Origin of the sequence: Parafilimonas terrae, from assembly GCF_900115755.1 — a bacterium.
GTDB classification, from domain to species: Bacteria; Bacteroidota; Bacteroidia; order Chitinophagales; family Chitinophagaceae; genus Parafilimonas; species Parafilimonas terrae.
On record NZ_FOXQ01000018.1, the window covers coordinates 1 to 21279 of the forward strand.

A 21279-nucleotide genomic window follows, 5' to 3' on the forward strand; every position below is an offset into this window, starting at 1 on the left:
GCGCAGGACTGAATGTGCTTTTTTTCATTTCTTACGTTTTAAAATTAAACTTTACTGTCTACTTTCAAAACGTACTGTTTTTGGGGAAGCTTACAATCCCAACCCTTCTCCAAAGGAAAAGGGCAAGAAAAAAACATAATGTTTTGCATGTTTTATTGCAATTTATGGTCATCATTTTTTCTTTTGGCCGGGCAAGTTTACCTGAGAAAAAATAGTTTCATATTCATCAAAGCGGTGTTTACGAACAGGTTTCACATAAGGTTCAGTAGAGAAATACAGTAATAAGCAGGGGGAAATACCTTTATAGTTCTCAACATATTCGTACCGAACAAGTTCCCCGCTTTTTATTCTCTGCTTAATTTTATTATGATATGGATACACTTATCTCTTTTTTTATTATTGTTTTTAAGTCTTATGTTCTCTCTGCAATTAATAGTTCGCCAAATGTTGCAGTTACACAAAGTAAGAAGCCTCCGCAAAACCAACTGCCGAAACCGGTCTTATTGTGCTGTATGGCACTCTGCATTTAAGTAAACGTCACTTTTAATGTTTTCTCAAATTTTCATCACCCCAAATTCCAAGTCTATTATCGTAAGCGTATTTTTCATCAGCTTTTATTTGTTCAAGAAACATGTCATAAGATTTCTTATCAATAAGTATTTCTGTCGTTCCGTGGTCAATTTTATTGTTTGTGTAAAATTTCTTCATTTCTTCTGACATCTCATTCCATGCCTGCGGCCGGAGCATTGTACTTCCGGGAAAGCAACCGTTTTTAACTAAAGAGTTATTAAGCGTATCTTGGTTGTCAACAACCCAACAATATATTTGTCTGGAGTCAGGATTATTTTGCATTACAGGTCCATCAGATGAAACAGGAATTACAGTTGCATTCGGATGTTTGTTTATCCAATCTGAAATTACGCTGTCCGAATTATCAGTGTGTGGTGTTCTGAAAAAGCCTGACCCAAGTAAGCAATAAGTAACGTGCCTATTTGTATCCTTGGTATTAACTCCAAACATTGAAAAAAAATGAAAATCAGCAAGTTTTAAATCGGAATTATCCTGTCCGAAAGAACTTGTGAAAAAAACAAAAACTGAAAAAATTAATGCTGTTAGTTTCATAAACGTTTAGATTGCAACTCCATAATGTAACACCGGCAACCGCAGAGCTTGTCCGCCGTGGCGGATTCCGTTCAACAGCGCTTTCATTGTTCGTCCTGCGGACGCAACGAATCTTAATTATTGGCGGTAGTACTTTGTCCTAAATGATTTTTAAAATTTTTGTTCGCTCAAAATACTTCACTTGATAATCTAATAACTCGTCATAAGTTATGAAATTAATATGCGTTGCATTCATTTGTTTCATTCGTTTATTAAACACACTAAAATTATTTGTTTTGTCATTCAATCTTCCAATTAAAATATTGTATTCAATGCTGTCGGGAACAAAACCAAAAACTTTTTCAATAGTTGAAAAATATTCATCACTTTCCAAATATTCTTTATAGTCGTTGACTTGAAATATATGAGCAATAATATTGTTATAGGGCTTTGGATGAAATTTTGTTTTTTTTATAAATGCTTCATTTGGAAGTTTTACTTCTAAAATACTTAAATCTGTTTGATGATTAAAATTCGGTTTCAAGCTATAATCTGGCTCAAAATATTCAGCTTCGTTATAGTAAAGTTTTGGTTCATGCCAATGTTTACTATAGTTATCTCTTTTGATTAGAAATGGATACTTATTAAATAACTTATGGAATTTCTTTTCTTCTTTTTTCTTATTGAAACGAACTGATTTTTTCAACTCTTTAATAAATTCATCAATTGCTTTCTCAATTTGTTTGTCATTGTCACTAAGCCAATCGTATTCAAGTTTTCTACAAAATCTTTTAAAGTTTTCAGATAAAATGTTTGTACTTATATCTCTTTTTCGCTCTTCAGAGAAGTAAAAGGTATAATCTATAATTCCTGAATTAAATTTAATTCCTAAGTTGTCAAGTTCATCTAAAACTTTTTTTCTCCACGATTTTACTGCGCTTCTAAAATTTGAAATGGATAAGTGTAATTTATCTAAACCAATATTGTCAACTACATCATAAAAACCATAGTTTGTATAAGCATTCTTGTTTTCATCCTTGTCAACAATTAAAACCATCGGAATAGTACAAAACCGAAAATCAAAATTAGAATATGTTCGTTCTTTGTCTTTAGTGATTGACTGATAAAAATCTGTTGCCTTTTGATTCCAAATGTTATTTTCAGAAATAATTAAGTCAAGCGGAAGTTGATTTCTAATAATTTGATTGTTGATGAAATCTTGTGCCTCGTCATAGGAATAAAAAAAGGCAATGCTGTCTTTCTCGCAAAGTTCTTTAAGATTGTTAGTAATTATCTGGTCGTAATATTTGTTTTTTGAAATGAATATAAGTCTCACATGATGGTGTCTTTGAGTATTACCGTCAACGCAAAGATTTACAAATATTCCACGCAGTTCCAAAAAAAATTCCGCTTGATTTTCAATACTCACCCCTTTCGTTTTTTTGTATTGTCGTTGCGGCAATTAATTTCTATCCTAAAAAATCAGGATGCCATTTTCCAGTTGGAAAACCCTATCCTGAAAATTCAGGATGCTATTCCACAATACCGGCGCCTTATTCCATCAATCTTTTACATTAAATTATTCAGAATATAATTCTAATTTAGAAAAATATATCGAATTTTATTCTGAATATTATTAGCTTTACAGAAAATTTGTCTGAATGGAAGTAATACTGGATGATACCGACATTAAAATACTTAACCTCATCCAGGGCAACGCCCGCATTTCAAACGCCGATCTTGCAAGGGAAGTGAATATGGCGCCGTCGGCAGTATTGGAAAGGGTGAAAAAACTGGAACAGAAAAAGGTGATTAAGCAGTACAATGCAGTTATTAATCCTGTTGCTGTACAGCAAAAATTACTGGCATTTATTTTCATCAAATCCAAAGAAGGGTTTACCTGCTCCACAGAAACGGCTAACAGCCTGGCGGCTATTCCTGAAGTGCAGGAAGTGCACCATATAGCCGGTGAAGATTGTTTCCTGGTTAAGGTGCGTACGGCCGATTCTGCGGGGCTGATGGAACTGATGCGCAACAGCCTGCGGAAAATACCAAACATCCTCTCAACAAAAACTACTATTGTATTGGAAACGGTAAAAGAAGACCACCAGCTTGTAATACAGCAAAAGAATAAAACAGGATAGCAGCGGTATTATGCAGAGCGAGCAATTATATTCATTAACCGAAAGAAGCATTGTTATGAATGCAACCGTAAAAAAAGAAGCATCAACCCTGATGGTTATTATTGCCTTTGCCACGGTTTACCTGGTATGGGGCTCCACTTATTTCTTTATTCAAAAGGCCGTGCACGATATTCCACCATTTATTATGGGCGGCATGCGTTTTTTAATTGCAGGCCTGCTGATGATGGCCTGGTGCATCTATAAAAAAGAAAACCTCGGAAATTTTCATCAAATTAAAATTGCAGCCATAAGCGGCCTTTTATTGTTATTTATAGGCAATGGGGCTGTTATATGGGCTGAACAAAACCTGGCAAGTTCCCTCGTGGCGGTACTGGTGTCTGCAGCGCCAATATGGTTTGTATTGCTCGATAAACCTAAATGGCATGAGAACCTGCGCAGTAAAGAAATCATTATTGGATTGGTGGTAGGTTTCGCAGGCGTTATCCTGCTTTTTAGTGAGCGTGTGTCTGCAGCGCTTTCAACACCGGGCAGCCTCATACAGGTGGCAGGCCTTGCTGTTTTGATTATCGGGTCAATGTGCTGGGCCGGCGGTTCTTTATATGCAAAATATAAAAGCAGCGGCGCTGTAACTGTAAATACTATGTGGCAATTAATTGCTGCCGGTATTGCCTTCTTTATTTTCAGTATTACTACCAATGAATGGAAGGCCTTTGAATGGCAGGAAGTAAGCACGGGCGCATGGCTGTCTGTATTATATCTTATAACAATGGGTTCGTTAGCCGGGTACAGCGCTTATGTTTGGCTACTGGACGTAAGGCCGGCAACGCAGGTGAGCACTTATGCTTATGTGAACCCGGTGGTAGCAGTATTGCTGGGCGTATTATTTGCAGGTGAACATGTAAGCCTGCTGCAGCTTGCAGGCCTTGCTATAATATTAACCAGTGTATTGCTGATTAATCTCGCCAAACAAAAGAAAGAAAAAAAGAAATTAATGCAGCCGCCCCTGGAAGTGAAGGCAGCATGATGTTTCGGCGCCGGGCTTATTAGTTGCCGCGTATTTATTTGCAAGGGCCTTAGTAATATAAAACCCACAAATATCTTACCTGCTAATGGTTATGTTTAACAAAAGCATCTAACAGGAAAATGCTAAATCCACCGGCACACTTGAACATATCTTTTATTTTTTACGTTGCAAAGCACAATTATACTGTACACCATTTCTTTGCTGCACTGGAGCCGGCAATAAGAAAATGGCAGCGTATCATTATTATATTTTTATGCAGAAAGTTCAATACATCAAAGAGCATCATAAACTAAAAGCAACCGTTCTCTCTTACATTTTGGTATCACTGGCAGGCCTGGCTACAGATATTTATTTGCCTTCCATGCCGCACATGGCTACCAGCTTGCATGTTAGCGATCAGCAGGTGCAATTAACCTTATCATCATTTTTAATAAGCTACGGCATTTCCCAGTTCTTTGTTGGCAGCCTGCTGGATATGTATGGGCGATATGTTTTGTCTATGATCTCGCTTGTATTATTTTCAGCCAGTTCCTTTTTAATTGCCGCATCAAACAGCATAGATATAATTATTCTGCTGCGCGTTATTCAAGGCATCACTATTGGGTTTATAGCCGTGGCAAAAAGGGCATTCTTTGTGGATGTGTATGAAGGGGATAAACGCAAATATTATATCAGCATTATTACCATTGTATGGAGCGTGGCGCCGATTGTGGCGCCTTATATAGGCGGCTACCTTGAACATTTTTTTAGCTGGCGTGCCAATTTTTATTTTCTTGGAATATACAGCGGCCTGATATTTATCTGCGAGATTTTTTATTCCGGTGAAACACTGGGCAGTTTCTCAAAATTTAAAATAAAAAACGTGCTCTCTTCTTATAAAGTACTGCTTACTACACCCGCATTCCTCGTGGGAATGGGTATGGCTGGCATTTCCTTTGGCGTAGTAATGATATACGGTTTAAGCGGTGCTTTTATATTGGAGCACAACATGGGTTACAGCCCCGTTGCCGCCGGTTATGCGGCGCTTGTTTTAGGCCTTGCCTGGATGTGCGGCGGCTTTCTTGCCAAAGCCAATCTTCATAAACCATTATTCAAAAAAACGCTCATTGCCACCCTCGTACAAATAATAATGGTGATACTGATGATTGCTGCAGCTTATTTTGGCACCAATATTTATACATTAATTGCTTTTGCCGGGATAATTCATTTTATGAGCGGGTTTAATTTCACCAACTATTTTACCCGTAACCTTACGATGTTCCCAAATATGGCCGGGCTTGCGGCAGGCGTTACTTCAGGCGGCAATTACATTATTACTTCACTGCTTACTTACACAATTGCATGGGTAATACAGGCGCAAAACCAGGAGCAATTGGGTTTCAGCTATGCTATTGCAATAGCTTTAATAATGTTGATATTTATCATTTTTCAAAAAAGGAAGGGAGTGTGATGTTGCAAAACAATGAATGCAACCCATAATTTTTAAATAGCAAATGATAAGTATTAAAAAAGCATATTAAAATAACGTGAGTTCTGGATAATAAGTTTAATTTATTTTGAATATAAAGTTGTTCAATTTTTATTATGAAGGTGAGCCGGCACCTCAACGATAGGAAAGGTGTCACGATTTTCCTGATGGTTGCTATCCGGGAGATTTCTCCTATCGTCGAAATGACGTGCACCTCGTTCCTTATCCCGAACCCACGTTAAAATAATAAAGGAATGCCCATTGCCGCCTGTATAAAAAGTAAAGTTGTAAGAAGGAAATACACAGCCGCAAAAAGCTGAACGCCGCGTTTATTTTTGGCTATAAAAAAACCAAACAGCGGTAATACCTGCAAGGCATGCATGCCGGCAAAATGGGCTATGCGCAAATCTCCATATCGTTTACTCCAGTTTATTACCGGCAAGCCTTCTCCTCCATCGGGCGCACCAACTGTGTGAGCAAGATGCATACCCATTACGCCGCCTTCAAAAGAAAAAATCACAAACAATATTATACCTAAACGAATGCCCCATATATAAGCATTTGAAATAGTAAATTTTTTCTGTTTGAAAAACATGTAACCTATATAACCCGTCCAGGCTGCCAATACAGAAATAGCAGCGCCCATTAATATAAATAACAGCCTGTAAAATATAGTGGTGGTATTAAAATGCGAGAGCCTGCCATTGGCCGCTTGCCAGGTAATTACAAAAAGTTCATACGTCATTACAAGCAGCACCATTTTTGAAAACCTGGTTACTTTATGCTGTGCTATTAAATAGTGCATAATCCACGCCATTGTCCAGCAATAAACAGCAACTGAGATAAAAAATTTGGCCGGCTTTATCCATGCACTTATGCCCAGCACAACAGTACCTGATAACTGTGTCATCAATATGCATATAAATGCCCCGGTAAAAGAAAGTACGCCATACCAATACAATAAAGTATTACGCCTTTTTAGTTCTGCTAAAAACGCTTTCATTTTTATATATTTTTAAAATGATCTAAAAATTCCCCGTGAAGTAGTGCTTTGTCTTTATCAATCTTATGATGAGATATAACAGTAACCCGGCAGGGCCGAACAAGAATGTAAGCAGCATGCAGGGCGCCAACAACCAGTGATTGATATGATAACGAACGCCGTTGCTTTTAATAAACAAGCCTGCAAGCAGGTCAAAAGCCAGGTAATGAACCCAGCCTGCAACAACCAGCTTATCACTTTCAAAAAGTTTCTTTACACCGCTCAGGGAACCAAAGCTTTCTATATCTGCAGGTTTAAACGCTGTAAACATCAGCCAGGTATAAACAAGCCCCATCAGTGTTATGATTATACCCGTTATAAACTTATCGGAAGCCTGCCAGGAAGGAAGAAAAATAAGAATAATCCATCCTGCCATTGCAAGCGTATTTGCTGCTGTAAATATTTGTTCCGGGTGCATAGCTGTAATTTGTTCTACAAATTTCTTTTACATGCAGCTCGTTTTCGTTAACATTTATCAATAAATAACAGCCTGCCAAAAATTTTGCAAATACGATGGAGACACATTGATGCCCGTGATCTCAGCGCTTATTTCTTATGCGGCTTAAATGTTCAGGCGTAATGCCGATAAAGGAAGCAATCATATATTGGGGAACACGCTGAATTAACTGAGGTTCTTCATCAAGCAGGAACTGGTAACGCTGCTCAGGTGTGTGGGCGCGTAAAATGGTGTTGTGTTTTGAAAGCAATAAGTAAAGATATTCAGCAATCTTTCTTCCGAATATTTCAAAAACAGGATATTGTTTATACAGGTTTTGCATGTTGGTAAAAGAAAGGTTTACCAGTTCGCAATCCTCCAAAGCTTCCATGTATTGTGCAGCCGGGGCATTGGTTAAGAAGCTTGCATATTCGCTTATAAATTTATTTTCCGTTATAAAAGCGGTGCATATTTCTTTACCATCTTCAAGGTAAAACAGGCGCATCAGCCCTGTATTAACAAAACATACATGCCGGCATATATCACCCTTTCTTATAAAGAAATCTCCTTTCTTTAAATGCTGAACGGTAAGGCGCTCCTCCATTGCATTCCAGCTTTCATCTGTAATAGCCGGAACAAGTGTTTTGTAATAGGTTTTTATTTGCTGAAACATTTTTCAAAAGATTTGAATTAGCTGTTCCTTCCTGCTTCACTTAAAGAAACGGATCGTTTATACTTTTCTTAACCACATAGGAACATAGCAACAACTTAAGAAAATATATTTAGTATTATGATTTGCTTTAACCTTAATTAAAATGTTTCCATAAAAGTGCGGATAATTTTCTTGTAAGCACCCATGCTTCATTATCGGCATTCCAGCTTGTGTCTTTATTGTTCTTTGTGAAAATAGAAAAGATGTAAGGGTTTTTACAGTTCACATAAAGCACTTCATTGCGGCTTTCATCAACGGCGCCATTTTTATCCGCAGTGAAAATGCCTGCCGGTATTTGGCTAAGCGCTTCTTCATCCCAGTATTGCCTACCGAGCAAACGAAGCATTTTTTCGCTTGCTTCCGTGCTTATGATTTTCTTGTCAACAATATCATTCATAATGGTTGCAATTTCACGCGGCGTGGTTTGTCCCCAGCCATATTGTGAACGGTAAGTTTCCCTGCCCGGTGTTCTGCTGTTTACCCGTGTATTTTTATATCCCAAACTATCAAGCAATGCATTTATGGTTAAGCCGCCCCCGGCAAGGCCCTGCAGCCAAAGGCTTGCACAGTTATCGCTTATGGTCAGCATCAGCATCATTACTTTGCTCAATTCAATGGTGCTGCTGTCTTTAAAGTTTGAAAGAATATCATCGCCTTCACTGTAATATAAAGAGTCGGTATATAACAAGCGTTGATGATAATCCAGTTCACCATGCTGAATCTTGTTCATAATGCCGGCGAGAATTGAAATTTTTACAATGCTGGCGGTTGGGAAAACAGTATCAGCATTTATGCTCACGGTTTTATGATGCTTCAGGTCGTGCACATAAATACCTATATCACCATGAAAATCTTTTATGAGTTCAGTGATTTGTTGCTGCAGCTTAACATCTGTTTTTTGCGCATTTGAAATAAGGCATGTTAATACGAGGGCTAATACAAATATCTTTTTCATGCAAAACGTTTAGATATATCAAATATATAATCCAACGTTTAATTGCAGTGGTTGTAAACGATGCTTTCCTTTATGTTTTATTCATTTACCTTTTTTAATTCTTCATCACTCGCATCCATCAATACATAGGTTCTTATATTGCAGATAAGCATTTCATCAAGAGCACGTACAACATCTGCGTAAGTTGATGCGGGCGTAGGTTTTATTAAAACTACCATACCCGAATCTGTTCCATAATCTTTTCTTACAGCAGCTTTTTTATCAAGAATAGCATCACGCAATACAGTGGTACCGCTGCCAATACTTCTTTCATTATTAAGCTCTGTTCCATTATAAACATACACATCGTTGTTTGCGCCTAACAGTATATTCAATGTTTTATTTTCAGGAATCAATGATGGCGGTGCAGGTTTTGTATCATCAGGCAAAGCAAGTTTCATTGAGGTTGATTGCTGAATGGTTGTTGTAAAAACAAAGAAGGCAATCAACAGGAAACCAAGGTCAACCATGGGTGTAAGATCAACGCGTAAGGAAGTTTTTTTTGTTTTGCGAACACCGGCTTTATGCAGATGTTGAGCGGGTAAAATATCAGCCATAAATTTTTTATTATTGAGATGAAGTTTTTGCAGCTTTCCATAATGAGGTAGATATTATTTGATATGAGGTCAGCATAAGTATACGCCAGATGGCATGGTATGAATGAAACTAATTACAAAATACAAAACGCTTCGGTCGTCATTTCAACGCAGAAGAAATCTCCTGGTATTCAGCCAGCATGAATTTCAGGAGATGTCTCGTTACCTCTACATGACGATGCAAGCCTCTATTTTTATTCTGCACTCACGTTATTTATCATATAACCTTTTGAACTACCAAGGCACAAAGGCTCGAAGCTGCATCAGGTAATCATGCACAGAAACATAGTGATGGGTTAACACATAAAAAAATCCCCCGAAAAATCGGGGGAAGTACAACTAAAACTCTATGCCAATCGCTTAGTCTGGCTTCTTTCCATCAAGAAAAGTATTGATGGTTGAAATTTGTGTGTTATTGTTATCGTCTTTCTTAACTGCTACCTTGCTGTAAAAATCTTCTACCGTAGTAAGCTTATTGTTGCCGAATAATTCAAGGTTGCGGCGCACATAAGCCGGAACATTTTCATATTCATTATTGCCATCCATAGAATTCATATTGTAAGAAAGATTGCGCAGTTTATGTATGCGTTCTTCAGCACGGCGTTTCTGCTCTTCTTCTTCATCATTTGCAGGCAGGTTGAATACAGCCGCCGGTGTTGATTTTACAGGCGTTTCATCTTTTATCACCACATCAAACTCAATTGTTTCTTCTTCAAATAAAGGTTGCTGCTTCGGCTTTTTAACCTCTTCTTTTTTTGGCTCCTCTTTCTTTGCTTCTGCGCGTGTTTCATTCGGCTGCGCATAGATTGAAGCTGGCTTATTTAAGAAACTTGTGGAAGGCTTTGGTTCTTCTGCATGCTTTTCTTCGTACAGCATATTGAGAATGGAAGGCGTTTCTTCCGCTTCTTCTTTTTCCTCGGCTACAGGTTTTACTTCTTCCGTTTTTGTTTCCGGAATTTCAAGTTCAAAATGCAGAGGCGTTTCATCTTTCACATCAAGCACAGGAGATGGCACTACCACGGGCGCCTCATTAACAGGCTCAGATAAAGTGGGTGCATACACGTCTTTTTCCTGAACAGGTTGCGGCTTTGGCGTTTCGGCTTTCTTTTGTCCTTCAACATCCAGCGTTAATATGATCTTTTCTTCTTTCGGTTTCTCCATCTTTTTTGCAGGCATTGTTTCCCTGTGCAATGCAGCCACGGGATCTTTTTGTTCAAAGCCAGTTGCAATTAATGTGATACCGATTTTTCTTTCAAGTGAAGGATCGTAACCCATACCAACAATAACATCAGTTGCTTCACCTGCCTGCATGCGTAAATAACTATTGATGATCTCGAGCTCATCCATTGTGCATTCAAATTCACCTTCAGCACTGTTGATGTTAATCAATATCCATTTAGCGCCACGTATATCATTATCGTTTAATAACGGAGAATTCAATGCTTCTTCAATTGCTTTCTGCGCACGGTTTTCGCCCTCTACAGCAGAACTGCCAAGGATAGCAACACCGCCATTTTTCATTACAGTGCACACATCGGCAAAGTCAACAATAATATGGCCCCGGCTGTTGATAATATCTGTGATACATTTAGCAGCAGTTGCCAATACATTATCAGCTTTGCTAAATGCTTCCTTCATTTTTAGGTTGCCGTATTGCATGCGCAGTTTATCATTGCTGATGATGAGCAATGTGTCAACATAAGGCTGTAATCTTTTAATACCTTCTTCTGCCTGCAATAACCTGCGCGGTCCTTCAAAACCAAACGGCGTTGTAACTATACCAACGGTTAAAATGTTCATATCGCGGCAAACCTGTGCAATGATCGGTGCACCACCGGTTCCTGTTCCGCCACCCATACCAGCGCATATAAATGCCATCTTGGTATTTACTTCAAGAATGCGTTTTATTTCTTCCAGGCTTTCTTCTGTTGCATTGCGGCCAACTTCAGGATTGGCGCCTGCACCAAGGCCTTGTGTTAAATGCGGCCCGAGCTGCACTTTATTTGGCACTTCGCTTTGTTCCAAAGCTTTTGCATCTGTATTACATATAATGAAGTCTGTGCCTTCAATATTTTGGGCATACATAAAATTTACTGCATTGCTGCCGCCGCCTCCAACGCCAAGCACTTTTATAATGGATGATTTTTGCTTTGGCAAATCAAAATGTATCATACGTTTTCGTTTTTTGTGGTTAGTAAGTTTTTTTAAGCTGTAAGCTTTTAGCTGCACGCTGCAAGCTTTTTGAATTTAAATGGTTTGTTTTCGGTTAACGGTTAACGGTCAACTGTCAACTTATTTTATCTCCTTATCATCTTCTTCTTTAAACATATCAATCAAACTGTCTTTGAATTTATCCCAGAAGTTATTTAATCCTTTGCGTTTTGAAGTATCTACTTTTTCTTTCTTCTCTTCTTTTCCATTCACCGGCATATCTTCTTTTTTCAATACTTCAGGCACTTCAACTTTCTTAAAACGGTTATCAAACTCCTTGCGTTTATGTTCATAATCATTATACCCTTTCAGTATTAAACCAATACAGGTTGCATACATTGGTTTCTTTAATTCATCAATATGATTTGGTGCAAGATGCTCGTTGGGATAACCAATACGTGCGCTTATGCCGGTGCAGTATTCTGTAAGCTGAATGAGATGTTTGAGCTGTGAACCGCCGCCCGTTAAAATAATACCACCATTCAATGCACGTGCATCCAATCCAATCTGCTTTATATGATACGTTACAAAATCCAGTATCTCACCCATTCTTGCCTGTATGATAGCCGCAAGGTTCTTCACGCTTATTTCTTTTGGCGCCATACCTTTTATACCAGGAATAGTAATGTAGGCATTAGCCTTTGCTTCGTCGGCCAGAGCAGTGCCGAACTGCACTTTCATAGCTTCAGCCTGCGCCTTCAACACACCCAAACCCATGCGTATATCATTCGTTATATTTTCACCACCAAACGGTATAACGGCAGTGTGTTTTAAAATGCCATCATAAAAAACTGCAAGGTCGCTTGTGCCGCCGCCAATATCCAATATGGCAACACCCGCTTCCATATCAATATCGCTCATTACCGCGCTTGATGAAGCTAATGGCTGCAGCACCAGGTCTTTTGTTTTTAAACTGCTGCGGTCAACAGCGCGATAGATATTGCGTATCGCATTCCTGTCGCCGGTAATGATGTGAAAGTTGGCACCAACTTTCACGCCATTATAACCAACAGGGTCTTTAATGTTTTGATAATTATCCACATGAAAATCCTGTGGTATAACATCAATGATCTGGTCGCCTGCAGGAATAAAAGTCTTGCGCTGGTTTTCTACCAACTGGTCAATTTCCCAGCGGGCAATTTCTGTTTCTGCGTTCTGTCGAACAATGTCGCCGCGTGTTTGCAAACTCTTGATGTGATGGCCCGCAACGCCCACATACACATCACGGATTTCAAGGTCCGGATTGCTTTTTGCGCAGTTGGCCAGCGCCTGCTGAATGGCTTTAATCGTTTGATCAATATTCAGCACCTGGCCATGCTGAACACCGTTACTGTCAGCGCGCCCAAACCCGAGTATTTCCAGCTTGCCATACTCGTTTTTGCGACCAGCGATTGCAGCAATTTTTGTAGTGCCTATATCAAGGCCTACAATAATCGGCATGCCTGTATCGTCGTACGCAGTTTGTGTGCCGCTTGCATTTTGGTTCATAGATTTTGTTTTAGTTGTTTGTTGTTATTAGAAAAAACATCACCCTCGTTCCCACTCCGCAAGTGGAGAAGAATGCCTCTGCTTAAAAGCCATCATTAACCACATTGCAGGTGCCTGAACATCAGGGTATATAAATATTTTTTTAAAGAACTTAATTATATAATGCTTCCAATCCGTTAATCTTTGTCAATGCCGTTCAGCCTTTCTTCTTCATTACAGCTTTAGGCTTTCTTTCCTGTTGTTTTTTACTGCTATTATTGCTGTTTGTTTTCTTCTCTGTTTTTTTATTTGCTTTGACAACCGGCTTCTTTGCCACAGGTTTTCTTTCCGCAACTTTTGAAGCTGTTATTGCAGCAGGTGCATCAACCTTTACAGGCTTTGATATTGGCGCTGTATAAGCTGGATCGCTTAAAGCATTACTAAGTTTTACGTCGCTCTGTTTTAACTGCCACATGGCCCTGGCTGTATCAGAAGGCACAGTATAACCTTCCCCTTTTCTAACTGCCACCACCTGGTCTTTATACTGCACATCAACAACACTGTATTTTTCAAAACCAACCTTGCTGAATACCTGTTTATAAAAAGCCATAAGCCTTATAAACTTTTCATCAAGGTTTTCCGCATTACCGATTTTTATAACCTGGCTGCCAACCACAGGTATGATTTCATAAGTGCGCTGTGATGTAATGTTTATCTGTGCGGTTTGCGCATTCATAAAACTATCGGCAGATATGTGCAATGCGATCTGCTTCACATCATCCAGCACAAGGCTGTCTGGTTTCGATAATATTTTTTTATCGGAAGGGAAAGATGTAAAAACAATCAGCCTTGCCATTGCATTGGCATTTACCGGCAGGCGCATGCCTGAGCTGTCTATATAAAAAGAACTTCCGTTTACTGTAAACACACGTGCCACAGGCTCACGTTCCGTAATTCTAACATGCAGTGTTTGATGGTTATCGAAGAACAGTTCAGCGTCTTTTGTCCATGCATTTTTTTCAAGCGCTGTTTCTGCTGCTTTTAAATCAATATCATCCAAAGCCTTACCTGCATTAATGCCATTGTTGTTAAGCACTTCAACCACATCGGCCTTTTTAATGAATATATTTTTTGTTGCCCCGTCAATACTAATTTCAATATTGCTGCAACCTTTTGAATCTTTTGCTTTCATGGCAGCAACAAGCAGCACTACGCAGCATAAACCCAGCAGCGACCAGCTAATTGTTTTTATTTTCGTTTTTACACTCATTACTGCGTTTATATAAACCTATAAGGTTTTAGAAACCTTATAGGTTTTTTGTTTGTTATAATTCCAAAATTTTTTTTACCGGCTGCACCAATGCATCAATATCCCCGGCGCCGAGCATTATTACCAGTTGTGGTTTATACAACTTTACCCAGTCCAGCATAGCATTTTTATCCAGCAACTGCTTTTGCGGCAACTGCATTTTATCTAATATCAACTGGCTGGTGACACCTTCCATTGGCTTTTCCCGCGCAGGATAAATTGGCAGTAAAACCACTTCGTCAGCGATATCCAAACTTTTTGCAAATTCATCAGCGAAATCATTTGTACGGCTAAACAGGTGCGGCTGAAAGATCACCGTTATCTTTTCTTCCGGAAACAAACTGCGAACACCTGTCAGAGCTGCTTTTACTTCGGCAGGATGATGGCCATAATCATCAATTAAAACATGCTTATTATTCTTTAATGCATACTCAAACCTTCTGTGTATCCCTTTAAAATTTTTAAGCGCTTTCTTTATCTTACTATCATCAATTTCGAGGTATTTGCACACAGTTATGGCAGCAAGGCTGTTTTCTATATTGTGCAAACCACCCATGTGCAATTCCACATCATATAGCTCCCAGTCTTTGCTTATCACATTATATTTATAAGCACCATCTTCCACTTTTATATCATCCGCATACACATCGGCTTCTTTATTATCGTAGCAATAAGTATAATGCGTGGCAGCCGTCAAATCTTCACTCCTGTTCAGTCCATATTTTGAAATAAGACAGCCATCTTTATGTATGCGTTTTGTAAATGCCACAAAAGCATTTTCCACTTCTTCAAGCGTTCCATAGATATCGAGATGATCGGCATCCATCGCTGTTATCACAGCTATATCCGGCGATAATTTCAGGAAGCTCCTGTCGTATTCATCGGCTTCAATCACATCAACATTATTATCGCTGCTCCAGAAATTGGTTTGATAGTTTGCTGCAATGCCACCCAAGAAGGCATTGCAACCATAACCACTGTCACGAAGCATGTGCGCTATCATGGTGGTTACGGTTGTTTTGCCATGTGTTCCCCCTACGCATATATCGTAAGAACTTTCAGTTATCCATTGCAGTACATCGCTCCGTTTAACAACCGTATAATTATTTTCTTTATAATAAACCAATTCTTTGTGTGTTGAAGGAATAGCCGGCGTGTAAACAACCACATCAGCATTTTTCGGAATCATATTTATATCTTCTTCAAAATGCACATCAATATCTTCCGCTTCCAGCTGCTGCGTAAGTGGCGTAACGGTTCTGTCGTAACCTGTAACCATTGCGCCTTTGGTTTTGAAATAACGAGCCAATGCACTCATGCCAATGCCGCCAATGCCTATAAAGTAAACGACAACATCGCCCACATTCCCTGAAGGAGAATTTATAAATTGCTTTATTTTTTGAGGCGCATTCATTTACTTAATTTTTACTACCTGCCAATGTTTTTAATATGGATGTTGCTATTTTTTCATCTGCATTTTTTACTGCGAACACCGCAATATTATTTGCCAATATTTCCTGCTTAGCCTTGTCTTTTGCAAGGTTTGTTATTTCATTAAACAACCTTGTCCTTACCATATCATCTTTCACCATTAATGCAGCATTCCTGTCAACCAGGTATTTTGCATTTACGGTTTGATGATCTTCCGCCGCATAAGGAAAAGGCACAAAAATCACAGGCTTTTTTGCTACACATAATTCTGCAACAGACATAGCTCCTGATCTTGACACAACAAGGTCTGCGGCAGCATAAGCTTTTTCCATTTCATTTATAAAATCGTTTGCCCAAACATTATGTAATGATTTGGCTTTTGAAAGATATTTGGCAGCCGTTGTTTTACCTGTTTGCCATATTACCTGCAGGCCCAAAGGATTAAAATCGCCTATGTGCCGGGCTATTACTTCATTAATACTTCTTGCGCCAAGGCTTCCGCCAATAACCAGCACAGTTGGCTTTTTTCTTTCAAGCCCAAAGAATGCCAGCGCTTCCGTTTTACTGATGTTGCTGCCCGCAATGCTTTTACGCACAGGGTTACCGGTGATCGCAATTTTATCTGCAGGAAAAAATCTTTCCATGCCTTCGTTTGCAACAAAAATTTTAGTAGCATGTTTACCTAATAAGATATTGCTCTTACCCGCAAACGAATTGCTTTCGTGAATAAAAGTTGGGATGCGTTTTCCCTGTGCAGATCTCAATACAGGAAAACTTGAATAACCGCCCACGCCAATTACTGCATCTGGCTTAAAGTTTTTAAGAATGCTCCTTACCTGTAAAAAACTTTTAATGAGCTTAAATGGCAGCCATATATTTTTTATCAAAGAACCTCTTTCAAAACCTGCTATCGTTAATCCCTTAATGTTATAACCAGCCTGCGGCACTTTTTCCATCTCCATTTTTCCACTTGCGCCAACAAACAATATTTCAGCATTGGGCTGCAATTCTTTTATAGCATTGGCAATAGCTATCGCAGGAAAAATATGACCACCCGTGCCTCCACCGGCAATGATGAAACGCCCCCCGGAAAGGGAGCCGGTAACAGCTTCTATATTTTCAACATTACTCATTCTTCAACTTGCTGTTTTGTTTTCGTTTTAATATTATCAACCTCTGCTATACTTACTTTTGGCTGCGGATTTAATTCATCGCCCGCAGGATTAATTTCTATATTTCTTGCTACGCTTAAGATAATCCCGATAGCTGCGCAGGTGAATAAAAATGAGCTTCCGCCCATACTTATTAATGGCAACGTAACACCGGTAACTGGTATAAGGTTTACGCCAACGGCCATGTTTGCAATGGCTTGTATCACCAGCGTAAAACTCAATCCCAGTGCGAGAAAAGCGCCGAATGCATACGGGCATTTTCTAAACACCCTTATACACCTGAACAGGAAAACGAGGTACAGGAATATGATGAACAATCCACCTAATAAACCATATTCTTCTATGATAATAGGATAAATAGAATCGTTATAAGCCTGCGGCAAATAATTACGCTGCCTGCTATTGCCGGGGCCTAGTCCAAATAGCACACCGCCATTGGCTATTGCAATGTTTTGCTGCTGCACCTGGTAAGGAATATCTTCATCTTTTGCATAAATAAAATCCTGTGTGCGCTGCACCCATGTTCCAAACCGGCCCATTGAATTTAATGTTGAAGCGATGGTTTTGTGACTATCACTGCTATTATTATTGTTGCCATCATACGTTGACATAGCAATAGCAACAATTAATAAAACAGGAATAGCAGCAATAAATAAAACAAGCAGTATATGTTTAATATTTACACGGCCAATAAACATCAGCAGCAATGATGTTAACCCGGTTAACATTGCTGTTGAAAGATTGGCAGGCATAATCAGCACACAGATAATTGCAACGGGTATTATTAATGGCAGAAACCCTTTTTTGAAATCTTTAATATCATTTTGTTTGCGGCTGAGCTGCCTTGACAAATACATAAACAAAGCAAGCCTTGCCAGGTCACTTGTTTGAATGGTTAAATTAATAACAGGCAGCCTTATCCAGCGGCTTGCATCGTTCACTTCAACCCCAAAAAATAAAGTATAAACAAGCAGCGGGATAGAGATAAGGTATAACCATAATGCCACCCTTGAATAAATGATATAATTAACCCGGTGCATGAAAAACACAACCAGTACGCCAATTATGATAAATGCAAGCTGCTTGAACAAATACACCGAAGTATTGCCATCGTAATACTTGTAAGCAAGCGAACCTGTTGCACTGTAAACTGCCAGTAAAGAAATAATGGCAAGCAGCACAACAACAGTCCATATATATTTATCGCCCCGTGCACGATGATGCAGATTATTGCCCCATTCACGGCCCATGCCCATGAATGGCTGCATTGCATCTTCTATACTTTTAAATGTTTTATCTATCATACACGTTGTCGTTTGTCACATTCTTCTATTAAGGCAGCTTATAAATTCTTTACCGCTTCCTTAAACTGCCTTCCCCTGTCTTCATAATTTTTAAATAAATCAAAGCTTGCGCAGGCAGGGCTTAATAACACTACATCGCCTTTATCTGCAAAATGAAAAGAAGCATTAACAGCATCTTCTGCACTTGCCGTATCAATAATGGGAGAAACCAATCCATCAAATGCTTTATGAATTTTTGAGTTATCAACCCCCATGCATACAATAGCTTTTACTTTTTCTTTCACCAGGTCTTCAATCAAACCATAATCATTTCCTTTATCCTGGCCGCCAAGAATAAGTATCACCGGCTTTTCCATGCTTTCCAATGCATACCATGTACTGTTTACATTCGTAGCCTTGCTGTCATTTATAAACTCAACGCCACGCACAGTTGCCACTCTTTCCATGCGGTGTTCCAGGCTTTGGAAATCTGTAACAGCTACACGTATCTTCTCTTTTCGTATATCCATTACCATTGCTGCTATGCATGATGCCATAGTGTTATATTGATTATGTTTTCCCTTAAGCGCAAAGTCGTAAACGCTCCATGTGGTGCGCTCATCGTGCAGGCGCAGCGTCATATTATTTCCTTTAATATAGCCGCCTTCGTTTGGTTCATAGTTCATAGAAAAAGGTAGTAAGTTTGTATGTAATGTTATTTGCTTCAGTTTATTGGTAATTACTTCATCATCTGCGTTATAAATAAAGTAATCGTTGCTTGCCGCGTTTAATATTATCCTGAATTTGCTATCTATATAATTTTCAAATTTGTATTCGTATCTGTCGAGATGGTCTTCTGTTATATTCAGCAGCAGCGAAACATCTGCCCTGAAATCTTTTATATCGTCCAGTTGAAATGAACTTATTTCCGCCACGTACAATGGTTTAGGATCCTCAGCCACCTGCCTGGCAAACGAATAACCGATGTTGCCCACCAATGCACAATCCAATCCTGCAGTTTTGCAGATATGATAAATTAATGATGTGGTTGTGCTCTTACCATTGCTGCCTGTAATGGCTATAATTTTTGCATCGCCTTTAAAGCGGTAAGCCAGTTCTATCTCACTTATAACAGGAATTGAATTTGCACGAATGGCTTTTATCAATTCATTTTTTTCAGGAATGCCGGGGCTTTTCACCACTTCATCCGCACTTAATATTTTATGAATTGTATGGCCGCCTTCTTCAAATTCAACCCTGCTTTCACTTAATTGAGTTTTATATCTTTCATTCAGGTATCCGGCGTCACTTAAAAACACGTCATAGCCCTGCTGCTTGCCCAGCAAAGCTGCGCCAACACCGCTTTCGCCACCCCCTAAAATCACCAGCCTGTAAGACATGTTTTTTATTTTTTATTTACCAGCTTTTGTTCTTCACTCATCATGGTTGTGTCACTCCCTTGTACTGCATATCGCTATTCATCTTTCATTTCAAATTATATAAGTGCTTATATAATCTTCAACCTTTCCAAATCCGGCCCAGGTAGCTATCTCACTTTTAATGTTATTATCGATGCTACTACCAGCAGTATGGTTATAATCCAAAACCGCACGGCAATTTTATTCTCATGAAACCCTTTCTTCTGGTAATGATGATGCAGCGGGCTCATTAAAAACACACGCCTGCCTTCTCCATATTTCTTCTTTGTGTATTTGAAATAAGTTACCTGTATTATTACGCTTAAATTTTCAATAAGGAAAACACCGCAGAAAATGGGAATCAATAATTCTTTGCGCACAATTATTGCCAGCGATGCAATAATACCGCCCAATGCAAGGCTGCCTGTATCGCCCATAAACACTTGTGCGGGATATGCATTGTACCATAGAAAACCAATGCATGCGCCCACTAAAGCACCAACGAATATCATCAGCTCGCTCAGGTTGGGGATGTACATAATGTTAAGATAATCGGCGAGCACATAGTTGCCACTCACAAAAACAAATATGCCAAGGCCCGCTCCTATTATAGCACTAACGCCGCCCGCCAAACCATCTAAACCATCCGTAATATTGGCGCCGTTTGAAACTGCCGTTACAATAAATGTTACAATAATGATGTATGGGATCCATGTAAACTTTTCAGCGCTTGGGCTTATCCAGCTTATGAGTTTGCTGTAATTAAACTCATGGCTTTTTACAAACGGGATGGTAGTAATTGGTGTTTTCACTTCAGCAAAACGCCTGGTTACTCCATTTATATTTCGCTCAACTATGTTTGAATCGTTGGCCCTTCTTTCGCCGAGCATTAATGTTGAATCAACAGTTTGTTTGCCTATTAATTCGCGTTCAACCACAACATTATTACTGAAGTATAAAGTGGTGCCTATAATAATACCTAAACCTACCTGGCCTATTATTTTTGAAATGCCGGCAAGGCCATCTGAATCTTTTTTTGAATAAGATTTGCCTGCAGCCAACGCTTTTTTTCTTGATGTTATTTTAAAATAATCATCTAAAAAACCAATAAAACCAAGCCATACCGTGCACAACAACATTAACCGTATATAAGTTTTTTCAAGATCTGCAAATAATAAAGTGGGAACAACAATGGCCAGCAGGATAATAATTCCGCCCATTGTTGGCGTGCCTTTCTTCTGTTGTTCTCCCTGCAAACCCAAATCACGGACTGTTTCACCAATTTGATTTTTACGCAGCAGGTTTATAACCCTTCTTCCATATACCGTTGCAATGATGAGCGAGAACAACACTGCCATCGCTGTTCTGAATGAATTGTATTCAAACAGTCTTGCACCCGAAATATCGTAATGCTCATGCAACCATGTGAAGAAGTAGTATAGCATATAAAAGCTGTCAGCTGATAGCCATT

Annotated in this window: 18 protein-coding genes; 3 read left to right on the forward strand and 15 right to left on the reverse strand. The window is 39.1% G+C overall.

The genetic code is table 11. The annotated features are described in order from the left end of the window. Nucleotides 1-543 precede the first annotated feature (543 nt). Together BM015_RS19930 and BM015_RS19935 are read right to left on the reverse strand one after the other, a co-directional pair. A complete protein-coding gene (locus tag BM015_RS19930; protein WP_090662893.1) occupies nucleotides 544-1122 on the reverse strand; it encodes a hypothetical protein in 579 nt (192 codons plus the stop codon). 139 nt (nucleotides 1123-1261) lie between these two features. After that, nucleotides 1262-2530, reverse strand: coding sequence for a DUF4263 domain-containing protein (locus BM015_RS19935; RefSeq protein ID WP_090662895.1), 1269 nt, complete (start codon nucleotides 2528-2530; stop codon nucleotides 1262-1264). A 232-nt stretch (nucleotides 2531-2762) separates the two neighbouring features. On the opposite strand from BM015_RS19935, the gene BM015_RS19940 reads away from it, so the two are divergent. The 3 genes from BM015_RS19940 to BM015_RS19950 all read left to right on the forward strand — a co-directional run bounded on the left by BM015_RS19940 (nucleotide 2763) and on the right by BM015_RS19950 (nucleotide 5719). Further along, nucleotides 2763-3245: an Lrp/AsnC family transcriptional regulator gene (locus BM015_RS19940; protein WP_090662896.1), complete on the forward strand. Its 483-nt coding sequence runs from the start codon at nucleotides 2763-2765 to the stop codon at nucleotides 3243-3245. 55 nt (nucleotides 3246-3300) lie between these two features. After that, nucleotides 3301-4269 carry an EamA family transporter gene (locus BM015_RS19945; protein WP_090663006.1) on the forward strand — a complete coding sequence of 323 codons (969 nt, stop codon included), beginning with the start codon at nucleotides 3301-3303 and terminating at the stop codon, nucleotides 4267-4269. A 253-nt stretch (nucleotides 4270-4522) separates the two neighbouring features. After that, nucleotides 4523-5719 (forward strand): MFS transporter, encoded by a 1197-nt coding sequence (locus tag BM015_RS19950; RefSeq protein ID WP_177191976.1) that lies wholly within the window; start codon nucleotides 4523-4525, stop codon nucleotides 5717-5719. Between the two features lie 256 nt (nucleotides 5720-5975). On the opposite strand, the gene BM015_RS19955 is transcribed toward BM015_RS19950, so the two are convergent. The 13 genes from BM015_RS19955 to mraY all read right to left on the reverse strand — a co-directional run bounded on the left by BM015_RS19955 (nucleotide 5976) and on the right by mraY (nucleotide 21253). Next, nucleotides 5976-6740: a hypothetical protein gene (locus tag BM015_RS19955; RefSeq protein ID WP_090662900.1), complete on the reverse strand. Its 765-nt coding sequence runs from the start codon at nucleotides 6738-6740 to the stop codon at nucleotides 5976-5978. A gap of 22 nt (nucleotides 6741-6762) precedes the next feature. Next, nucleotides 6763-7197: an ABA4-like family protein gene (locus tag BM015_RS19960; RefSeq protein ID WP_090662902.1), complete on the reverse strand. Its 435-nt coding sequence runs from the start codon at nucleotides 7195-7197 to the stop codon at nucleotides 6763-6765. Nucleotides 7198-7318: 121 nt separating this feature from the next. Further along, entirely contained in the window at nucleotides 7319-7888 is a 570-nt protein-coding gene (locus tag BM015_RS19965) for a Crp/Fnr family transcriptional regulator (protein ID WP_090662904.1), read from the reverse strand. 133 nt (nucleotides 7889-8021) lie between these two features. Then, nucleotides 8022-8882 carry a serine hydrolase gene (locus tag BM015_RS19970; RefSeq protein ID WP_090662906.1) on the reverse strand — a complete coding sequence of 287 codons (861 nt, stop codon included), beginning with the start codon at nucleotides 8880-8882 and terminating at the stop codon, nucleotides 8022-8024. Nucleotides 8883-8959: 77 nt separating this feature from the next. Next, the gene (locus tag BM015_RS19975; protein WP_090662908.1) at nucleotides 8960-9478 is read right to left on the reverse strand and encodes an ExbD/TolR family protein; all 519 of its coding nucleotides are present in this window, start codon (nucleotides 9476-9478) and stop codon (nucleotides 8960-8962) included. Nucleotides 9479-9877: 399 nt separating this feature from the next. Beyond that, nucleotides 9878-11689 (reverse strand): cell division protein FtsZ, encoded by a 1812-nt coding sequence (gene ftsZ, locus BM015_RS19980; RefSeq protein ID WP_090663008.1) that lies wholly within the window; start codon nucleotides 11687-11689, stop codon nucleotides 9878-9880. A 120-nt stretch (nucleotides 11690-11809) separates the two neighbouring features. Further along, complete coding sequence (gene ftsA / locus BM015_RS19985; protein ID WP_245751518.1) at nucleotides 11810-13216, reverse strand: cell division protein FtsA; 1407 nt, start codon at nucleotides 13214-13216, stop codon at nucleotides 11810-11812. A gap of 196 nt (nucleotides 13217-13412) precedes the next feature. Beyond that, a complete protein-coding gene (locus BM015_RS19990) occupies nucleotides 13413-14465 on the reverse strand; it encodes a cell division protein FtsQ/DivIB (RefSeq protein ID WP_090662910.1) in 1053 nt (350 codons plus the stop codon). A 55-nt stretch (nucleotides 14466-14520) separates the two neighbouring features. Further along, nucleotides 14521-15918: a UDP-N-acetylmuramate--L-alanine ligase gene (gene murC, locus BM015_RS19995; protein ID WP_090662912.1), complete on the reverse strand. Its 1398-nt coding sequence runs from the start codon at nucleotides 15916-15918 to the stop codon at nucleotides 14521-14523. Between the two features lie 4 nt (nucleotides 15919-15922). Next, on the reverse strand, nucleotides 15923-17068 hold the full coding sequence (gene murG / locus BM015_RS20000; protein WP_090662914.1) for an undecaprenyldiphospho-muramoylpentapeptide beta-N-acetylglucosaminyltransferase: 1146 nt from the start codon (nucleotides 17066-17068) through the stop codon (nucleotides 15923-15925). After that, entirely contained in the window at nucleotides 17065-18411 is a 1347-nt protein-coding gene (locus tag BM015_RS20005) for an FtsW/RodA/SpoVE family cell cycle protein (protein ID WP_245751520.1), read from the reverse strand. Before BM015_RS20005 ends, murG begins: the two co-directional genes overlap by 4 nt. 38 nt (nucleotides 18412-18449) lie before the next feature. Beyond that, a complete protein-coding gene (gene murD, locus BM015_RS20010) occupies nucleotides 18450-19790 on the reverse strand; it encodes a UDP-N-acetylmuramoyl-L-alanine--D-glutamate ligase (protein ID WP_090662916.1) in 1341 nt (446 codons plus the stop codon). 146 nt (nucleotides 19791-19936) lie between these two features. Then, nucleotides 19937-21253 carry a phospho-N-acetylmuramoyl-pentapeptide-transferase gene (mraY, locus tag BM015_RS20015; protein WP_090662918.1) on the reverse strand — a complete coding sequence of 439 codons (1317 nt, stop codon included), beginning with the start codon at nucleotides 21251-21253 and terminating at the stop codon, nucleotides 19937-19939. Between the last annotated feature and the right edge of the window lie 26 nt (nucleotides 21254-21279).